The organism is Micromonospora sp. NPDC047730 (genome assembly GCF_043204765.1).
Lineage (GTDB): Bacteria > Actinomycetota > Actinomycetes > Mycobacteriales > Micromonosporaceae > Micromonospora.
The window spans coordinates 375,822-393,112 of record NZ_JBIDCU010000002.1 but is presented as its reverse complement, the minus strand read 5'-3'; the positions used below and the strand labels follow the sequence as shown (position 1 = coordinate 393,112).

15 protein-coding genes are annotated in these 17,291 nt (G+C 73.6%); 7 read left to right on the top strand and 8 right to left on the bottom strand.

The window, feature by feature from the left end; all coding sequences use genetic code 11:
* Positions 1 to 20 precede the first annotated feature (20 nt).
* Positions 21 to 401 (bottom strand): hypothetical protein, encoded by a 381-nt coding sequence (locus ACGF5G_RS07290; RefSeq protein ID WP_393259748.1) that lies wholly within the window; start codon positions 399 to 401, stop codon positions 21 to 23.
* A 114-nt stretch (positions 402 to 515) separates the two neighbouring features.
* Complete coding sequence (gene clpB, locus ACGF5G_RS07285) at positions 516 to 3,107, bottom strand: ATP-dependent chaperone ClpB (protein ID WP_393259746.1); 2,592 nt, start codon at positions 3,105 to 3,107, stop codon at positions 516 to 518.
* A gap of 230 nt (positions 3,108 to 3,337) precedes the next feature.
* On the opposite strand from clpB, the gene ACGF5G_RS07280 reads away from it, so the two are divergent.
* The 3 genes from ACGF5G_RS07280 (at position 3,338) to ACGF5G_RS07270 (ending at position 5,661) form a co-directional block, all read left to right on the top strand.
* A complete protein-coding gene (locus ACGF5G_RS07280; protein WP_350702229.1) occupies positions 3,338 to 3,838 on the top strand; it encodes a TrkA C-terminal domain-containing protein in 501 nt (166 codons plus the stop codon).
* A gap of 7 nt (positions 3,839 to 3,845) precedes the next feature.
* Positions 3,846 to 5,051 carry a cation:proton antiporter gene (locus ACGF5G_RS07275; protein WP_357449876.1) on the top strand — a complete coding sequence of 402 codons (1,206 nt, stop codon included), beginning with the start codon at positions 3,846 to 3,848 and terminating at the stop codon, positions 5,049 to 5,051.
* 178 nt (positions 5,052 to 5,229) lie between these two features.
* A complete protein-coding gene (locus tag ACGF5G_RS07270; protein ID WP_393259742.1) occupies positions 5,230 to 5,661 on the top strand; it encodes a hypothetical protein in 432 nt (143 codons plus the stop codon).
* A gap of 157 nt (positions 5,662 to 5,818) precedes the next feature.
* Here ACGF5G_RS07270 and ACGF5G_RS07265 read toward each other — a convergent pair whose 3' ends face one another.
* The 5 genes from ACGF5G_RS07265 to dnaK all read right to left on the bottom strand — a co-directional run bounded on the left by ACGF5G_RS07265 (position 5,819) and on the right by dnaK (position 10,629).
* Positions 5,819 to 6,028 carry a hypothetical protein gene (locus ACGF5G_RS07265; protein ID WP_393259740.1) on the bottom strand — a complete coding sequence of 70 codons (210 nt, stop codon included), beginning with the start codon at positions 6,026 to 6,028 and terminating at the stop codon, positions 5,819 to 5,821.
* A 194-nt stretch (positions 6,029 to 6,222) separates the two neighbouring features.
* The gene (locus tag ACGF5G_RS07260; protein WP_350682760.1) at positions 6,223 to 6,663 is read right to left on the bottom strand and encodes a heat shock protein transcriptional repressor HspR; all 441 of its coding nucleotides are present in this window, start codon (positions 6,661 to 6,663) and stop codon (positions 6,223 to 6,225) included.
* A gap of 46 nt (positions 6,664 to 6,709) precedes the next feature.
* On the bottom strand, positions 6,710 to 7,906 hold the full coding sequence (dnaJ, locus tag ACGF5G_RS07255) for a molecular chaperone DnaJ (protein ID WP_357693425.1): 1,197 nt from the start codon (positions 7,904 to 7,906) through the stop codon (positions 6,710 to 6,712).
* An 83-nt stretch (positions 7,907 to 7,989) separates the two neighbouring features.
* Positions 7,990 to 8,718 carry a nucleotide exchange factor GrpE gene (gene grpE, locus ACGF5G_RS07250; protein ID WP_393259736.1) on the bottom strand — a complete coding sequence of 243 codons (729 nt, stop codon included), beginning with the start codon at positions 8,716 to 8,718 and terminating at the stop codon, positions 7,990 to 7,992.
* Positions 8,719 to 8,766: 48 nt separating this feature from the next.
* A complete protein-coding gene (gene dnaK / locus ACGF5G_RS07245) occupies positions 8,767 to 10,629 on the bottom strand; it encodes a molecular chaperone DnaK (RefSeq protein ID WP_393259734.1) in 1,863 nt (620 codons plus the stop codon).
* A 220-nt stretch (positions 10,630 to 10,849) separates the two neighbouring features.
* Here dnaK and ACGF5G_RS07240 point away from each other — a divergent pair, with 220 nt between their 5' ends.
* The 3 genes from ACGF5G_RS07240 (at position 10,850) to ACGF5G_RS07230 (ending at position 15,710) form a co-directional block, all read left to right on the top strand.
* The gene (locus ACGF5G_RS07240; RefSeq protein ID WP_393259732.1) at positions 10,850 to 12,691 is read left to right on the top strand and encodes an ABC transporter; all 1,842 of its coding nucleotides are present in this window, start codon (positions 10,850 to 10,852) and stop codon (positions 12,689 to 12,691) included.
* A complete protein-coding gene (locus ACGF5G_RS07235) occupies positions 12,688 to 14,373 on the top strand; it encodes a GTPase (RefSeq protein ID WP_393259730.1) in 1,686 nt (561 codons plus the stop codon). The genes ACGF5G_RS07240 and ACGF5G_RS07235 overlap by 4 nt, the downstream gene beginning before the upstream one ends.
* Positions 14,374 to 14,486: 113 nt before the next feature.
* The gene (locus ACGF5G_RS07230; RefSeq protein WP_393259727.1) at positions 14,487 to 15,710 is read left to right on the top strand and encodes a hypothetical protein; all 1,224 of its coding nucleotides are present in this window, start codon (positions 14,487 to 14,489) and stop codon (positions 15,708 to 15,710) included.
* Between the two features lie 51 nt (positions 15,711 to 15,761).
* On the opposite strand, the gene ACGF5G_RS07225 is transcribed toward ACGF5G_RS07230, so the two are convergent.
* Positions 15,762 to 16,523: an SDR family NAD(P)-dependent oxidoreductase gene (locus tag ACGF5G_RS07225; protein WP_393259725.1), complete on the bottom strand. Its 762-nt coding sequence runs from the start codon at positions 16,521 to 16,523 to the stop codon at positions 15,762 to 15,764.
* 58 nt (positions 16,524 to 16,581) lie between these two features.
* Here ACGF5G_RS07225 and ACGF5G_RS07220 point away from each other — a divergent pair, with 58 nt between their 5' ends.
* The gene (locus ACGF5G_RS07220) at positions 16,582 to 17,196 is read left to right on the top strand and encodes a TetR/AcrR family transcriptional regulator (RefSeq protein ID WP_393259723.1); all 615 of its coding nucleotides are present in this window, start codon (positions 16,582 to 16,584) and stop codon (positions 17,194 to 17,196) included.
* The last annotated feature ends 95 nt before the right edge of the window (positions 17,197 to 17,291 follow it).

The window sequence follows — 17,291 nt, the reverse complement described above, 5'->3', positions numbered from 1 at the left end:
GGGGCCGGCCGGCGAACGGATCATGCGCCGGCGAGCCGCTCCGACGCGTACCCGCCCAGGGTGGCGCGGCCCATGACACAGCCGGTGAACGTGCCGAACTCTGCCGGGTCGTCCCGCAGCGCCGTCCAGGCCGCCCGGCCGGCCGCCGGGTCGACCCCCTCCAGCAGCGTGGCGGCGTAGACGCGGCCCGCCGGGGCGCCCTCGGCGAGCAGCCGGTCGAGTTGCCCGCGTACGTCCTCGGGGTCGTCGGCGAGCGCCGCCTCGACCCGCCGGTACGCCTCGGTCACCGGCAGCAGCGTGCCGGCGATCCCGACCCCGCCGAACGCCACCGTGTCGGCCTGCCGTAGCTCGTCGAGGGCCGCCCCGACCTCCCGGTCCCGCTTCTTCCCTATCCCGAACATGCCCATACTCCTTCCCCGCCGCGCCCCGCCCGACTCTTTGAATCATGAGGTTGGCGGCAGTTGCCGAGATCCAACTCGCCGCCAACCTCATGATCGGTGCGGGTCGGGCCGGGGTCAGGCCGTCGAGACCGAGAGAGCGTCCTTCGTGTCCGCCAGATCGACGCGAACCGTGTCGCCGTCGCGGATCCGGCCGGCCAGGAGGGCCTTGGCGAGCTGGTCGCCGATCGCCGTCTGGACCAGGCGGCGCAGCGGCCGGGCCCCGTAGATCGGGTCATAGCCGTGCTCGGCCAGCCACCCCCGGGCGGCGTCGGTGATGTCCAGGCCGAGGCGGCGGTCCGCCAGCCGCTTGCGCATCCGGTCGAGCTGGATGTCCACGATGGCTCGCAGGTCGTCACCGTGCAGCGCGGCGAAGACCACGATGTCGTCCAGCCGGTTGAGGAACTCCGGCTTGAAGTGCGACCGGACCACCGCGAGGACACCCTCCCGGCGCTGCTCCTCGGCCAGCGTCAGGTCGCCGATCACCGACGACCCGAGGTTGGAGGTGAGGATCAGGATGGCGTTGCGGAAGTCCACCGTGCGGCCCTGCCCGTCGGTGAGCCGGCCGTCGTCCAGCACCTGGAGCAGGACGTCGAAGACGTCCGGGTGGGCCTTCTCGACCTCGTCCAGCAGGATCACCGAGTACGGCCGGCGGCGCACCGCCTCGGTGAGCTGGCCGCCCTCCTCGTAGCCGACGTAGCCGGGCGGGGCGCCGACCAGGCGGGCGACGGAGTGCTTCTCGCCGTACTCGCTCATGTCGATGCGGACCATGGCCCGCTCGTCGTCGAAGAGGAACTCGGCGAGCGCCTTGGCCAGCTCGGTCTTGCCGACGCCGGTCGGGCCCAGGAAGAGGAAGCTGCCGGTGGGGCGGTCCGGGTCGGCGACCCCGGCCCGGGCGCGGCGGACGGCGTCGGAGACCGAGCCCACGGCCTCGGCCTGGCCGACCACGCGGGCGCCCAGTGACTCCTCCATCCGCAGCAGCTTGGCGGTCTCGCCCTCCAGCAGCCGGCCGGCGGGGATGCCGGTCCAGGAGGCGACCACGGCGGCGATGTCGTCGGCGCCGACCTCCTCCTTGAGCATCGCGCCGTCGGCCTGGAGCCGGGCCAGTTCCTCCTCGGCCTGCTTCAGCTCGGTCTTGAGGGCGGGGATCCGGCCGTAGCGCAGCTCTGCGGCGCGCTCCAGCTCGCCGTCGCGCTCGGCCCGCTCGGCCTCGCCGCCGAGCCGCTCCAGCTCCTCCTTGGCGGTGGAGAGCTTGGTGATGTGGTCCTTCTCCAGCTTCCAGCGGTCGGCGAGGGCGGTGAGCTGCTCGCGCTTGTCGGCCAGCTCCTTGCGCAGCCGCTCCAGCCGCTCGGCGGAGGCGGCGTCGGGCTCCTTGGCCAGCGCCATCTCCTCGATCTCCAGCCGGCGCACCGCCCGCTCGATCTCGTCCACCTCGACGGGCCGGGAGTCGATCTCCATCCGGAGCCGGGAGGCGGACTCGTCGACCAGGTCGATCGCCTTGTCCGGCAGGAACCGGTCGGTGATGTAGCGATCCGACAGTGCCGCGGCGGCGACCAGGGCGGCGTCGGTGATGCGTACGCCGTGGTGCACCTCGTAGCGCTCCTTGAGGCCGCGCAGGATGCCGATGGTGTCCTCGATGGTCGGCTCGCCGACCAGCACCGGCTGGAAGCGGCGCTCCAGGGCCGGGTCCTTCTCGATGTGCTCGCGGTACTCGTCGAGGGTGGTCGCGCCGACCATTCGCAGCTCGCCGCGGGCCAGCATCGGCTTGAGCATGTTGCCGGCGTCCATCGAGCCCTCGCCCTTGCCGGCGCCGACGACGGTGTGCAACTCGTCGAGGAAGGTGATGACCTGCCCGTTGGAGTTCTTGATCTCCTCCAGGACGGACTTCAGCCGCTCCTCGAACTGGCCCCGGTACTGCGCGCCGGCGACCATCGCGCCGAGGTCGAGCGAGACCAGCTTCTTGTCGCGCAGCGACTCGGGCACGTCGCCGGCGACGATCCGCTGGGCCAGGCCCTCGACGATCGCGGTCTTGCCGACGCCCGGCTCGCCGATCAGCACCGGGTTGTTCTTGGTACGCCGGGACAGCACCTGGATCACCCGGCGGATCTCCGAGTCCCGGCCGATGACCGGGTCGATCTTGCCGTCGCGGGCGCTGGCGGTCAGGTCCACGCCGTACTTGGCCAGGGCCTGGTAGGTCTGCTCGGGGTCGGCGGTGGTGACCCGCCGGTCCCCGCCGCGGACGGTCGGGAAGGCGGCGACGAGGTTCTCCTCGGTGGCGCCGGCCGACTTCAGCGTGCCCGACACCGCGCCACCCACCCGGGCCAGGCCGGCGAGCAGGTGCTCGGTGGAGGTGTACTCGTCGCCGAGCGGCCGGGCGATCTGCTCGGCGGCCCCGATGGCGTTGACGAACTCGCGGGCCAGGGTCGGCTCGGCGATGCTGGAGCCGCGCGCGGCGGGCAGGGCGTCGACCGAGCGCTGGGCGACCCGGCGCAGCTCGGCGGGGTCGGCCCCGACGGCGCGCAGCAGGCCGGCGGCGGTCGAGCCCTCGGTGTCCAGCAGCGCCAGCAGCAGGTGCCAGGGCTCCACGGTGGCGTGACCGCGCTGGTTCGCCATCGCGACGGCACCGGTGATGGTCTCGCGGCTCTTGGTGGTGAGTCGTTCCGTGTTCATGGGCTCCCCCGGATCGGCGTGTCCACTGGGAAGGACACAACCAGAGTTGAGCCTATTCCGCTCAACCCTGATGGTGTGAGCTGGATCACTCTCGCCGTCCGGACATGCCCAGGGGTTGCGTGATCGATTGGACGGGCCGTTCTCGTGGCGGAGAAGCGCTGAGCGACCACGCAGCGGAACGACGCTCGTTGCCAAGATCTGCGCGGGCCGACCAGGGGTAGCCTGGCCGGGTGCGCGTACGTGTTGAACAGACCGCCCTGCCGGGAATCGGGGTCCGTCACGATCTGTTGACGGAGTCCGGTCGCCGCCTCGGTGTGGTATCCCACCGCAATGGCCGCCGTGACCTCGTCCTGTACGACCCGGACGATCCCGACTCATGTCAGCACGACATACCGCTGACGGACGACGAGGCGGAGGCGCTCGCCGACATCCTCGGCGCGTCGCTGATGCTCGGTCAGCTGTCCGGGCTGCGGGAGCAGGCCGCCGGCCTGCTCACCGAGCAGATCGCCATTCCGGCCGGCTCGAAGTACGTCAACCGGAAGCTCGGGGACACGCAGGCACGTTCCCGCACGGGCGCCTCGATCGTGGCCGTGCTGCGCCACGGCGAGGTGATCGTCTCGCCGGAGCCCTCCTTCCGCTTCGCCGCCGGTGACGTGGTGGTCGTGGTCGGGACCCGTCAGGGCCTCGACGGGGTGACAGCCATCCTTGCCGACAGCGACCCGGACGGCTGAGGCGCGGATGCACGAAACGACAACACTGCTCATCGAAGTCGGCGCACTGCTCTTCCTGCTCGGCCTCCTCGGCCGGCTGAGCCGCCGGATCGGCCTATCGCCCATCCCCCTCTACCTGCTCGCCGGGCTCGCGTTCGGGCACGGCGGCCTGCTGCCCCTGGCCGCCAGCGAGGAGTTCTTCGCGGTCGGCGCCGAGATCGGCGTGATCCTGCTGCTGGTCATGCTGGGCCTGGAATACTCGGCCAACGAGTTGGTCGGCAACCTGCGCGCCGCGGCCCCGGCCGGCCTGATCGACGGGCTGCTGAACGCGCTGCCCGGGGCGGCGTTCGCGCTGCTGCTCGGCTGGGACTGGGTCGCCGCCCTGGTGCTCGCCGGCATCACCTGGGTCTCCTCCTCGGGGGTCATCGCCAAGGTCCTCGCCGACCTGGGCCGCCTCGGTAACCGGGAGACCCCGGTGATCCTCTCGATCCTGGTGATCGAGGACCTCGCGATGGCGTTCTACCTGCCCCTGGCGACCGCGGTGCTCGCCGGCAGCGGCCTGCTGGGCGGCGGCATCGCGCTCGGTGTCGCGGTCGGCACCGTGCTGCTGGTGCTGGTGGTCGCGATCAAGTACGGCAACCTGATCTCCACCGCCATGTCGGCGAAGGACCCGGAGGCGCTGCTGCTCGGCGTACTCGGGATGACCCTGCTGGTGGCGGGCATCGCGGCGAAGCTCCAGGTGTCGGCGGCGGTCGGCGCGTTCCTGGTCGGCATCGCGCTCTCCGGGCCGGTGGCGCACCACGCGACCGAGCTGCTCACCCCGCTGCGGGACCTCTTCGCGGCGGTCTTCTTCGTCTTCTTCGGTCTGGTCACGGACCCGCGGGACATCCCGCCGGTGCTGCTGCCCGCGCTCGCGCTGGCCGTGATCACCATGGCGACGAAGACGCTCACCGGTTACCTGGCGGCCCGCCGGGTCGGCATCGCCGAACCCGGTCGCTGGCGGGCCGGCCTGACCCTGGTGCCCCGGGGAGAGTTCTCCATCGTCATCGCGGGGCTCGCGGTGGCCGCCGGCAGCGTCGATCCGAAGCTGGCGGCGCTCGCCACGGCGTACGTGCTGATCACGGTCGTGACCGGGCCGATGCTGGCGCGGCTGCCCGACTTCGCGTGGTTCAAGCGGTGGCTGCGGAGGCGCGGCGCGGCCCAGCGGGCCCAACCGGTGCCGGCGCACGACTGACCGACGGCACCGTCCGGGCCGGGTCGACCGTACGGTCGGCCCGGCCCTCGCCCAACGGTTGTCGAATTGCCTCCGGCGGGGCCTACCGCCGGTGAACGCGCCGGGCTACCGTTTCGCCCCAGCAGCCAGAGGTCGCGGACGGCCTGAGCCCCCGCGGACGAGAGCGGAAGGTTGGCCGGTGAGCGTGCAGGAGTCGACGTTCCACGGCTTTGCCAACCCCGTCGATCCGACCCCCGCCGAGCTGCGCGCGTGGGCCTTCCAGCCCGACTCCGTGCCGCTGACCTCCATGCCGCCGGACTGGGACCTGCTGGTCTCCGGTGACCGGCTGGTGGCGGTGCTCTTCGACCTGGCGATGGACGCGACCTGCCCGGCCCGCCGGTTCGCCCTGCACTGCCTCTACATCTACGCCGCCGACGGCATCCGGACGAACTTCCGCGCCCACCCGAAGCGGCGCTTCCGGAAGCTGGTCGAGCAGGCCGAGCGGAACGGCGACGACCTGATGCGCACCTGGGCGTACAACAGCCGGGCGCTGCTGGCCCGGCCGGAGCTCTTCGTCTACCGGGACTGGTGCGAGGGCGGCCTGGTCCGGGAGAACCGCCGCATCGCCTGAGCGCCCCACGCACCCGCACGGCGCACCCCCGGGCTCGCACTTCACAACGGCGAACGGGCCGGGACCCCCGCCCGGGACCTCTGGCGTCCCGGCCCGCCTCCGGACGGCGAACGGGCCGGGACCCCCCGTGGGTCCCGGCCCGCACGTCGGCGGAACGTCAGTGTTCCGATCCGCCCTGCTCGCGGCGTCTCGCCTCGTCGCGTCCCTGGTCGATGCCGTGGTCGACCTGGTCGGCGAACCTGCCGTTCTTGATCTCGTCGGTGAAGCGGCTCTCGGTGAACCGGTCGAATCTCTCCCGGACGTTCTTCGCCACCTCGTCGAGCCGGTCCTCGGTCTGCTGGGCAACCTTCCTCGCCGCTTCCGTCATGGCTCCCCCTGCCATCGGAGTCCGGATTGAGATGGTTGGACCTGATTTTGAGGCTAGCGGATCCGGCGCCGTCCCCGCCCGGGAACCGGCAACCGCGGGCGCCTGCGGAGACGACGCACGTCCCGGGCGGTGGCGGCGGCGGAAAGACGACCGCGCCCGGCCGCGGGAGGGCGGCCGGGCGCGGTGAGGTGTCGTCAGCGGTCGGGGCCCCGCCGGGGACGCCAGACCACCAGCGCGGTGGAGGTGCGGTTGGTCGGGACGAGGTCGCTGCCCGGGAAGCGGGCCAGGGACTCCAGCTCGGCGATCCGGCGGTACGCGGCGTCCAGCTCCGCCTCCAGCCGGGCCACCCGCTGCTGGGCCTGCTCCAGCAGCCGCTCCAGCCCGATGATGCGCTTGACCCCCGCCAGGTTGATGCCGTCGTCCTGGCTGAGCCGCTGCACCTCGCGCAGCAGCACCACGTCCCGCACGCTGTAGCGGCGGCCACCGCCGGCCGCCCGGCCCGGCTGGACCAGGCCCAGCCGGTCGTACTGGCGCAGGGTCTGCGGGTGCATCCCCGCCATCCGTGCCGCCACCGAGATCATCAGCACCTTGGCCTCGTAGGCAGGGTCACCCGAACCGACGAACTCGTCCGACATCCCGCTCACCTCCGCGTGCACTCCACCGAGCCGACTGAACACCGGGTCAACTGAATCGACGCACCCGCGCGTCGAGATGTTCCCGGGCGGCCGGCGGGGTCTGCGCGGCGAAGCTCTCCAACGCCGTACGCGCCTCGTCGGACACCCGCGCGGGCACCACCACGTCGAGGGTCACCAGCAGGTCACCCGCCCGCCCGTCACGGCGGACCACCCCCTTGCCGCGGGCCCGCAGGATCCGGCCGCTCGGCGTGCCCGGTGGCACCCGCAGGGTCACCGCGCCGTCGAGGGTGGGCACCCGCAGGTCCGTGCCGAGCACGGCCTCCGCGAACGTGATCGGCACGGTCAGCGTGAGGTCGTCGCCCGTACGCCCGAACAGCTCGTCCGGTCGCACCTTGACGTGTACGAAGAGGTCCCCGGCCGGGCCGCCCCGCGCGCCGGGCTCGCCCCGCCCCGCCAGCCGGATCTTCTGGCCGTCGGCCACCCCGGCCGGGAAGCGGACGTTCAGCGTGCGGGTCTTGGTGACCCCGCCGGTGCCCTGACACTCCGGGCACTTCTCCTCCACGATCGTGCCCACGCCCTGGCAGTTGCGGCACGGCTCGGAGAAGCTGAACGACCCCTGGTTGCGGGTGGTCACCCCGGCTCCGTGGCACACCGGGCAGGTGCGCGGCTGGGTGCCGGGCTTGGCCCCGTTGCCGTGGCAGGTGTCGCAGACCCCCGGCGCGCGCAGCGTCAACGGGACGGTCACCCCGCGTACGGCGTCGCCAAAGTCGAGGGCCACCTCGGCCTCGACGTCCCGGCCCCGCGCCGGGCCCCGGGGTGCGGCCGGCCCGCCGCCGGGACCAGCGGCGCCGCCGGTGAAGATCGAACTGAACAGGTCCTGGAAGCCGGCCCCGCCGAAGCGGCGGTCGCCACCCCCACCGGCCGCGCCCCCGAACAGGTCGGAGACGTCGAACGGCATGCCGCCGGGCTGGCCGGCGCCACGGGCGTTGCGCCGGAACGCGCCCGAGCCGAACAGCGAGCGCAGCTCGTCGTACTCGCGGCGCTTGGCGTCGTCGCCGAGCACCGCATACGCCTCGGAGGCGGCCTTGAAACGCTCCTCGGCCTTCGGGTCACCGGGGTTGTGGTCCGGGTGTGAATCCCGCGCCAGCTTCCGGTAGGCCTTCTTGATGTCGTCGCCGGAGGCGGCCTTGTCCACGCCCAGCACGGCGTAGAAGTCCTTCTCGATCCAGTCCTTGGAACTCACCGGTCCACCCCCTCCCTACCTGGGGACCGACCGTCCCGCCCACCCGTTCGGGGTGGGCGGGACGATCCGGTCGTCGTTGCGCACTACTCCGGGTCGGCGACCGCGACCATGGCGGGTCGCAGCAGCCGCTCCCCGACCTGGTAGCCCCGGCGCATCACCTGCACGCAGGTCGGCTCGGTGACGTCGGCCGAGGTCTGGTGGGCCACCGCCTCGTGCCGGGTCGGGTCGAACGGGTCGCCCTGCTCGCCGAACGCCGTCAGCCCGAACTTGCCGAGCGCCGTGGTGAGCTGCTCGGCCACCGTGCCGAACGGCCCGACCAGGTCGCCGTGCTCGCGGGCCCGGTCCAGGTCGTCGAGGATCGGCAGCAGCGCGGCGAGCACCGCGCCGGTCGCCTGCTCGGTGACCAGACCCTTGTCCCGGTCCACCCGCTTGCGGTAGTTGGCGTACTCCGCCGTCACCCGCTGCAGGTCCCGGGTCCGCTCGTCGAGGTCCTTGCGCAGCGCCTCCAGTTCGGCGCCGAGCGCGGTCCCGCCGCCGTCGGCCGGCTGTGCCGGGGCGTCCACCACCGGCGGGCCGGCCACCTCGGCCGCCTCGACCTCGATCTCGTCGACCACGACCTCGGCCTCCTCGACCAGACCCTCGGCCGGGGCGTCCGACCCGGCGTCGGCGGCGGCCGGCTCGTTGGTCTCACTGATCTTGCGGTTGTTGCGGATGACGACCCGCGGCCCGTCGCCGGCCTGCTCGGCGGGCGCGGAGCCACCCGGCGTCGACCCGGTCGCACCCGGGTCGGCGGCTCGTGGCTTCTCCGTCATGGGGTTACCTCATCCCTCTGCCGTGGTGCCGTGTCCGGGGACGGACCGTCACTTCTTGTCCTCGTCCACGATCTCCGCGTCGACCACGTCGTCCGCGCCACCGGCCTGCGCGCCACCGGTCGCCCCGGCGCCCGCCGCACCCGCGGCACCCGGGCCGGCCTCGCCCGGCTGCTCGCCCTGCTGGCTGTAGAGCAGCGAACCGGCCTGCTGGGAGACCTGCGCCAGCCGCTCGTGCGCCGACTTGATCTTCTCGATGTCCTGACCACCGAGGGCGCCGCGCAGCTCGCCGAGCGCCTCGTTGATCTGGTCACGGGACTCCGACGGCAGCTTGTCGCCGCTCTCGGCCAGGAACTTCTCGGTCTGCCACTGGAGCGCCTCGGCCAGGTTGCGGGTCTCGGCCTCGTCGCGGCGGCGCTTGTCGTCCTCGGCGTGCTCCTCGGCGTCGCGGCGCATGCGCTCGATGTCGTCCTTCGGCAGCGAGGAGCCGCCGGTGATCGTCATCTTCTGCTCCTTGCCGGTGCCGAGGTCCTTCGCGTGGACGTTGACGATGCCGTTGGCGTCGATGTCGAAGGTGACCTCGATCTGCGGCACGCCGCGCGGCGCCGGCGGGAGGCCGGTCAGCTCGAAGGTGCCGAGCTTCTTGTTGTAGGCCGCGATCTCCCGCTCGCCCTGGAACACCTGGATCAGCACCGACGGCTGGTTGTCGTCCGCCGTGGTGAAGACCTCGGAGCGCTTGGTCGGGATGGTGGTGTTGCGCTCGATCAGCTTGGTGAAGATGCCGCCCTTGGTCTCGATGCCCAGGCTCAGCGGGGTCACGTCGAGCAGCAGGACGTCCTTGACCTCGCCCTTGAGCACACCGGCCTGCAGGGCGGCGCCGACGGCGACGACCTCGTCCGGGTTGACGCCCTTGTTGGGCTCCTTGCCGGTGAGCTGCTTGACCAGGTCGGTCACGGCCGGCATGCGGGTCGAGCCGCCGACCAGGATGACGTGCTCGACGTCGGAGACCTTGATGCCGGCGTCCTTCACGGCCTGCTCGAACGGGCCCTTGCAGCGGTCCAGCAGGTCCTGCGTCATCCGCTGGAACTCGGCCCGGCTGAGCGTCACGTCCAGGTGCAGCGGCCCCGCCGCGCCGGCCGTGATGTACGGCAGGTTGATGTTGGTGGTGGTGGCGGCGGACAGCTCGATCTTGGCCTTCTCGGCCGCCTCGCGGAGCCGCTGCAGGGCCATCTTGTCCTGGGCCAGGTCGATGCCGTGCTCGCCCCGGAAGGTCTTCACCAGGTGGTCGATGATGCGCTGGTCCCAGTCGTCACCACCGAGGTTGTTGTCACCGCTGGTCGACTTGACTTCGATGACGCCCTCGGCCAGCTCGAGCAGCGACACGTCGAAGGTGCCGCCGCCGAGGTCGAAGACCAGGACGGTCTGCTCCTTGGAGCCCTTGTCCAGCCCGTACGCCAGGGCCGCCGCGGTCGGCTCGTTCACGATCCGCAGCACGTTGAAGCCGGCGATCTCGCCGGCCTCCTTGGTGGCCTGGCGCTGGCTGTCGTTGAAGTAGGCCGGGACGGTGATCACCGCGTCGGTGATCTGCTCGCCCAGGTACGCCTCGGCGTCCCGCTTGAGCTTCATCAGCGTGCGGGCCGAGATCTCCTGCGGGGTGTACTTCTTGCCGTCGATGTCGACGGACCAGTTGGTGCCGACCTCCCGCTTGACCGAGCGGATCGTCCGGTCCGGGTTGGTCACCGCCTGGCGCTTGGCGACCTCACCGACAAGCACCTCGCCGTTGCGGGCGAACGCGACGATCGACGGGGTCGTCCGCGAGCCCTCAGCGTTGGCGATGACGGTGGGCTCACCGCCCTCCAGGACGCTGACGCAGGAGTTCGTCGTGCCGAGGTCGATACCGACCGCACGTGCCATCTTCGCTTCCTCGCTTCGTGACGTTGTGAGCCGCTCGTGGGCACCGCCCTGAGCTGCGTGGCGGCGTCGCCCGCAGCGACCCCACCACAAGTTGAGTGAACTTGACTCAATAGTGCCACGCCCCCGGAAATCGTCAAGTCGAGGTTGAGCCGACCCGACGCAAGTCACGGGTACTACCGGCCGGTTGTCTTCCCTTGCGTCGGTCGGGCACGCTTTAGCGGTGACGACGCACGGCGACTCCGCCACCCAGGCCGACGCGCCCACCGTCGCAGCCCGCACCGGCTCCACGGACGCCGGGGAGGACCGGCCCGCCACCACCGGGGACGACAGCCTGCCCGCCGCGCTGGCCGGCCTGCGCGCCGCGATCGGGGCGGCCCGGTTCCCGCTGGCGCTGCCCTCCGCCGAGCCCGCCCGACAGGCCGCCAGGAGCCTCACCGACCAGCTCGACGACTACCTGCTGCCCCGGCTGCGCCGGCTCGACGCGCCGCTGCTCGTGGTGGTCGGCGGGTCCACCGGCGCGGGCAAGTCCACCCTGGTCAACAGCCTGGTGCAGGCACGGGTGAGCGCGGCCGGGGTGCTCCGGCCCACCACCCGCTCCCCGGTGCTGGTGTGCAGCCCGGCCGACTCCGGCTGGTTCCGTCAGGGCGAGCTGCTGCCCGGCCTCACCCGCACCAACGAGCCCAGCGAGGACCCGCGCACCCTGCAACTGGTCACCGCCCCCGCCCTGCCGCCCGGGTTGGCCTTCCTCGACGCGCCCGACATCGACTCGGTGGTCGACGCCAACCGGGCCCTGGCCGGCCAACTCCTGGCCGCCGCCGACCTCTGGCTCTTCGTCACCACCGCCGCCCGCTACGCCGACGCGGTCCCCTGGGAGCTGCTGCGCAGCGCCCGGGCCCGGGGCGCGGTGATCGCCATGGTGCTGGACCGGGTGCCCCCGGAGGCGGCCGACGAGATCGCCGCCCACCTGTCGGAGATGCTCGCCGCGCAGGATCTCGGCGCCGCCCCGCTGTTCGTGCTGCCCGAGACCTCGGTCGACGGGCAGGGCCTGCTGCCCGACCGGGTGACCGCGCCGCTCTCCGCCTGGTTCGCCCGGCTGGCCGCCGACGCCGACGCCCGGGCGGCCGTGGTCCGGCAGACCCTCGACGGCGCACTCGCCGCGCTGCGCCCGGCGGTCGAGGGGCTCGCCGACGCCGCCGACGAGCAGGTGACCGCCGCTGACGCGCTCGACGAGCGGGTGCGGGCGGCGTACCGGGGGGCGCACCGGACCGTCGAGCAGGGGCTGAAGGACGGTCGGCTGCTCCGTGGCGAGGTGCTCGCCCGCTGGCAGGAGTTCGTCGGCACCGGGGAGTTCTTCCGCACGCTGGAGGCCCGGATCGGGCGGCTCCGCGACCGGGTGGTGGCCACCGTCACCGGCCGTCCCGCGCCCGCCTCCGAGCTGCGCGAGGCGATCGAGTCCCAGCTGGTGACCCTGCTGCGCGGCGTCGCCGCCGAGGCGGCGGAGAACGCGTACACCGGGTGGAAGGCGCATCCCGCCGGGGCGGCACTGCTCGAACCGGGGCTCGCCCACCCCGCCGGCGACCTGCCCGAGCGGGCCGAGCGCCTGGTCCGGGAGTGGCAGCGCGGCGTGCTGGAGCTGGTGCGGGTCGAGGGCGGCGACCGGCGCTTCGTGGCCCGCACGGCCGCGTACGCCGTCAACGCCACCGGGCTCGCCGTGATGATCGCCGTGTTCGCCTCGACCGCGTTCATCCCGACCGGGCTGGAGGTCGCCACCGGGGCCGGCACCACGGTCGCCGCGCAGACCGTGCTCCAGGCGGTCTTCGGCGACCAGGCCGTGCGTACGCTCGCCGCCAAGGCCCGGGCCGACCTGCTGAACCGGGTGCGGGCCCTGCTGGACGACGAGGCCGCCCGCTACCTGGCCCGGACGGCGGAGGCCCGGCCCGCCGCGGACACCGCGGAGGCCCTGCGCCGGGCCGGCAACGGGGTGGAGATGGCCCGGCACCGCAGCGGCCTGGCCGACGCGGACGCCGCACGCCTCCCCGGCACCGAGGGCGGGGGATCATGACGAACATCGTCGGGCGGATGCGGGAGGCGTTCCGTGGTGACCGACGGGTGGACGCCGACGCGCTGATCGCCCGCCTCGACGCCGTACGCCGGTTCCTCACGGTCGTCGACGGCCACCTGCCGGATTCGCGACTCATGTCGGCGCACACCCTGGTCGAGCGGGCCGGCACCCGGCTGGCGCTCTCCCGCGACCACACCGTGGTGGCCCTCGCCGGCGCGACCGGCAGCGGCAAGTCCAGCCTGTTCAACGCGCTCGCCCGGATGGAGCTGTCCCCGGTCGGGGTGCGCCGCCCCACCACCGGCGTCACGCACGCCTGCGTCTGGGGGCCGCTCGACGGCGGCAACCGCCTGCTCGACTGGGTCGGCGTGCTGCCCCGGCACCGGTTCGTCCGGGAGAGCGTGCTCGACGGCGACGACGAGTCCGCCCTGCACGGGCTGATCCTGCTCGACCTGCCCGACTTCGACTCGGTGCAGCGGTCCCACCGGCTGGAGGTGGACCGCCTGCTCGGCCTGGTCGACCTCGTGGTCTGGGTGGTCGATCCGCAGAAGTACGCCGACCGCGTCATCCACACCAGCTACCTGCGCGAGTTCCACCGGCACAGGGATGTCACGCTGGTCGTGCTCAACCAGGCCGACCGGCTGCCCCCGGCCGAGCTGCCCCGGGTGCTGGCCGACCTGCGCCGCCTGCTCGACGCGGACGGCCTGGCCGGCGTGCCGCTGCAGGCCACCACCGCCGTGGAACCGGCGGGCATGGTCGGGCTCCGGGAGGCGCTGGAACGGACGGTGGCCGGGCGGCAGGCCGCGCTGCGCCGGCTCCAGGGTGACGTGGACACGGTGGTGGCCGGGCTCGACGAGCTGGTCGGGGGCGGGTCGCCGGCCGCCGGGCCGGACGACGCCGCCGTCGCCGCGCTGCACCGGGCGCTGGCCGGCGCCGCCGGGGTGCCGACGGTCGCCGAGGCGGTCGAGCAGGCGTACCGGCACCGGGGCGCCGCCGCCACCGGCTGGCCGCTGATCCGGGGCTGGCGGCGGCTGCGGCCCGACCCGCTGCGCCGGCTGCACCTGCCCGGCCCGGCCGGCGAGCGCGACGACCCGGCGGAGAGCCCGGTCGCCGCGACCTCGGTGCCCGACCCCACCGCCGCGCAACGCTCCGCGCTCGGGCTGGCGATCCGGTCCGTGGCCGACCGGGCCGGGGCGGAACTGCCCGCCTCCTGGCCCGCCGCGGTGACCGCCGCCGCCCGGTCGCGCCTCGGCGACCTGCCGGACGTGCTGGACCGCGCGGTCGCCGGCACCGACCTCGGCATGGACCGGCGGCCGCTCTGGTGGCGGATCGTTGGCGGCCTCCAGTGGCTGGTGACCCTGGCCGCGCTGGCCGGGCTCGCCTGGCTGGCGCTCGGCTACGGGCTGCGCGCACTGGGCCTGCCGGAGTTGGCCGACCCGGCCGTCGGCGAGGTGCCGCTGCCCACCCTGCTGCTCCTCGGCGGCCTGCTCGCCGGGCTGCTGGTGGCGGCCCTGACCAGGCCGGCCGTCCGGTGGGCGGCCCGCCGCGCCCGCCGCCGCGCCGAGCACCGGCTCACCGAGCGGGTGACGACGGTCGGCGAGGAACAGGTGCTGGCCCCGGTGCGGGCGGTGCTCGCCTCCTACGCCGAGGCCCGCGCCGCCCTGCGGGACGCCGCCGGCCGCTGACCCGGGCACTCGTCGGCGGCAGCCGCAGGTCGGCGATGGTGGGTGCCCACGACGCGGGCGATGCTCGGGTCGCTCGTACCGTCCGGAGCCGGGCGGCAGCGTAGGGTCGGTGGATGGGAACGCCTCAGACCCCGTACGACGCGGTGCTGCACGCCGCCCGCGACGTGGCCAAGCTGGAGAACGCCCTCGACGCGGAGATGCTCGGCGCGGCCCTGCTCGGCAGCGTCTACGCGGTCGCGGAGACCGACCGCGACGGCGCGGTGCGGGAATTCGTGGCCGGCTTCCTGGCCGCCACCTCCCGTCGCCGCTCGGCCGCCGCGACCACCGTCCGCTCGGTCTTCGCCGCGCTGGTGCCCGACGCCGAGGGTGCCGCCCGGGTCCGCCCCGGCGCCGCCACCCCCGCCTGGGCCGCCCACCTCGGCCGGGTCCACCTCACCGGCTGCTGGTCCTACGGCGACGTGTACGGCGACCAGACCTCCTACCTGGCGACCTTCGCGTACGACGACCCGGCCGGCGGGCCGGCGCACGCGGTGGTGACGCTGCTCGACCACAACATCGGCATCACCAAGGACGTCTTCGTCGGCGGGCCGCCCGACCGGATCCTCGACCAGGTGCGGCAGATGTGTGCCGGGGACGAGCTGACCTGGTTCCGCGACGAGGAGCCGGCCCGGATGCACGCCGAGGTGGGCCGGCACCTGACGATCACCGACAGCCTGAGCGAGCTGCCCGGGGAGGGCTCGCTGGCCACCGACCGCGCCCTGCTCGGCGCCCGGCTGGCGCGGTTGCCCCGCCCCATCCGCACCGTGCCCGCGCCCGCCGTCGAGCCGCTCTCCGCCGCCGAGCGTACGGAGCTGGTCCGCCGGTTCCTCGCCTCGCCGGAGGCGGCCCGGTTCGGCCTGGACGCCGTCGACGGGGCGGAGCTGGCCTCGCTGCACTTCTGCCTCAGCCTGCTGCTGGACCACGCGGCCAGCTTCCCCGACGCCGACCCGATGCGGTGGAGCCCGACCGTGTCCGGGTTGTTCCTGCTGGACTGGGTGCACCGGCGGGCGGTGCTGGACATGGACGACGCCGCCCTGCTGCCCCGGGTGCTGCGCGGCTGGGCCGCGTACGCCGCCCGCAAGCGCGGGCTGCCGGAGCGGGCGGCGGCGCAGACCGACACGGCGATCGAGGAGATGGTGCCGGAGTTCGCCCGCCTCTACAGCACGGGCGAGCGGCGCAGCCCCGCCACCGCCGCCGTGGCGCAGTTGATGGCCGACGGCGTCGACCCGGACGACCCGGCCGCCCTGGACGCCTGGATCGAGGCCAACCGCCACCGCCTGGCCGACGAGGGCGCCTGACAGCTCGCGGGCCCGGTGCCCTGGCGCGACGTCGCCGGGGCACCGGCCCGGTCAGAGGGCCGAACCGCCGGTGACGTCGATGACCTGCCCGGTGATCCAGCGGGACTGCTCCGAGGCGAGGAACCGCACCACGTCGGCCACGTCGTCGACGTCGCCGACCCGGTTGAACACCGACAGCCCGGCCGCCTCCTTCCGGGCGTCCCCCTGGTCGAGCCAGTCGGCGTTCATGTCGGTTTCGATGACGCCGGGCATCACCGCGTTGACGGTGACGCCGCGGGCGCCCAGTGTGGGGGCCAGGGCCAGGGTCAGCGCGTTCAGCGCCGCCTTCGTCGCCGAGTAGACAGGGTGCGTGGGGGCGGCGATCCGGGTGTATCCGGTGGACACGTTGATCACCCGCCCTCCGTCGCGCAGGTGCGGCCAGAGCGCCTGGGTGAGGAAGATCGGGACGGTGAGGTTGACCTCCACCACCCGCCGGTACGTCGCCTCGTCGATCGAACCGAGCTGCTGCGGACCACCGATGCCGGCATTGTTGACCAGGACGTCGATCTGGCGGTGCCCGACGGTCTGCTCGACCTGGTCGAGGAACGTCGTGGCAAGCCGCTCGGCGGCGGCCACGCCGTCGGTGCCGAACTCCGCGCGTACCAGCACCGGCGCGGCGCCGGCCTGACGGACCAGTTCCGCGGTCTGCCGGGCGGCCGCCTCGTCGCGCGTGTAGTGGATCCCGACGACCTCCGCGCCGGTACCCGCCAGTCCCACGGCGATCGCCCGACCGATGCCCCGCGAACCACCCGTCACCAGCACTGACGATCCCATCGACGCCCCCTTTTTTGTATCGATCGCTAAACAACCCGCGTTTACTATAGTGGTCACTATGAAAAAGCGGGAGGGGGGCCCCGGCCGGCCCCGGTCCTTCGACCAGGAGCGGGTTCTCGAGCAGTCCATGCGGGTGTTCTGGGCGCACGGCTACGAGGGCGCGAGCCTGACGATGCTGCAGGCGGCCACCGGCCTGAACCCGCCGAGCATCTACCACGCGTTCGGCTCGAAGGCAAGGCTGTACTCCGCCTGCCTCGACCACTACGTCACGCACGTCGGACGCCACGCCACCGCCCCGCTCGACCGGGAGGTCCCCGACCGCGCCGGGCTCGCGGACTTCCTCCTCGGCGCGGCACGCCAGTTCGCCGGCAGTGGCGGTCCGGGCGGTTGCATGATCTCCACGGCGGCGCTGGAGGTGCCGCCACAATCCGACTCCGTGGCGCGGGCCGTCGCCGCCCGCCGCGACACCACTCTGGAGCAGATCGCCGACTACTTCCGGCGGGCGCAGGCGGTGGGCACCCTCGATCCCGCCGCCGACCCGCGGAGCCTGGCCCGGTACGTCGGCGCGATCGTGCAGGGCATGTCGGTACAGGCCCGCGACGGCGCCACGGAGGACGAACTGGCGGCCGTGGCGCGGGTCGCGCTGACCGCCTGGCAGCCGCCACCGGCCTGACGACCGGAAGGGTCCGGACGATCCAGCGGCCCGTCACCCTCACCGGGGGCCTCGACCAGGTGGCCGGGCGCGGGTTCGCGACGAGCGGTTCGGGC

Coding starts and splice junctions, on each gene's coding strand:
- grpE (WP_393259736.1), bottom strand. CDS start 8,718: ATGACGGAGAAGCCACGAGCCGCCGACCCGGGTGCGACCGGGTCGACG.
- ACGF5G_RS07260 (WP_350682760.1), bottom strand. CDS start 6,663: ATGTCGGACGAGTTCGTCGGTTCGGGTGACCCTGCCTACGAGGCCAAG.
- ACGF5G_RS07230 (WP_393259727.1), top strand. CDS start 14,487: ATGGGAACGCCTCAGACCCCGTACGACGCGGTGCTGCACGCCGCCCGC.
- ACGF5G_RS07290 (WP_393259748.1), bottom strand. CDS start 401: ATGTTCGGGATAGGGAAGAAGCGGGACCGGGAGGTCGGGGCGGCCCTC.
- ACGF5G_RS07220 (WP_393259723.1), top strand. CDS start 16,582: ATGAAAAAGCGGGAGGGGGGCCCCGGCCGGCCCCGGTCCTTCGACCAG.
- ACGF5G_RS07225 (WP_393259725.1), bottom strand. CDS start 16,523: ATGGGATCGTCAGTGCTGGTGACGGGTGGTTCGCGGGGCATCGGTCGG.
- ACGF5G_RS07235 (WP_393259730.1), top strand. CDS start 12,688: ATGACGAACATCGTCGGGCGGATGCGGGAGGCGTTCCGTGGTGACCGA.
- clpB (WP_393259746.1), bottom strand. CDS start 3,107: ATGAACACGGAACGACTCACCACCAAGAGCCGCGAGACCATCACCGGT.
- dnaK (WP_393259734.1), bottom strand. CDS start 10,629: ATGGCACGTGCGGTCGGTATCGACCTCGGCACGACGAACTCCTGCGTC.
- ACGF5G_RS07275 (WP_357449876.1), top strand. CDS start 3,846: ATGCACGAAACGACAACACTGCTCATCGAAGTCGGCGCACTGCTCTTC.
- ACGF5G_RS07265 (WP_393259740.1), bottom strand. CDS start 6,028: ATGACGGAAGCGGCGAGGAAGGTTGCCCAGCAGACCGAGGACCGGCTC.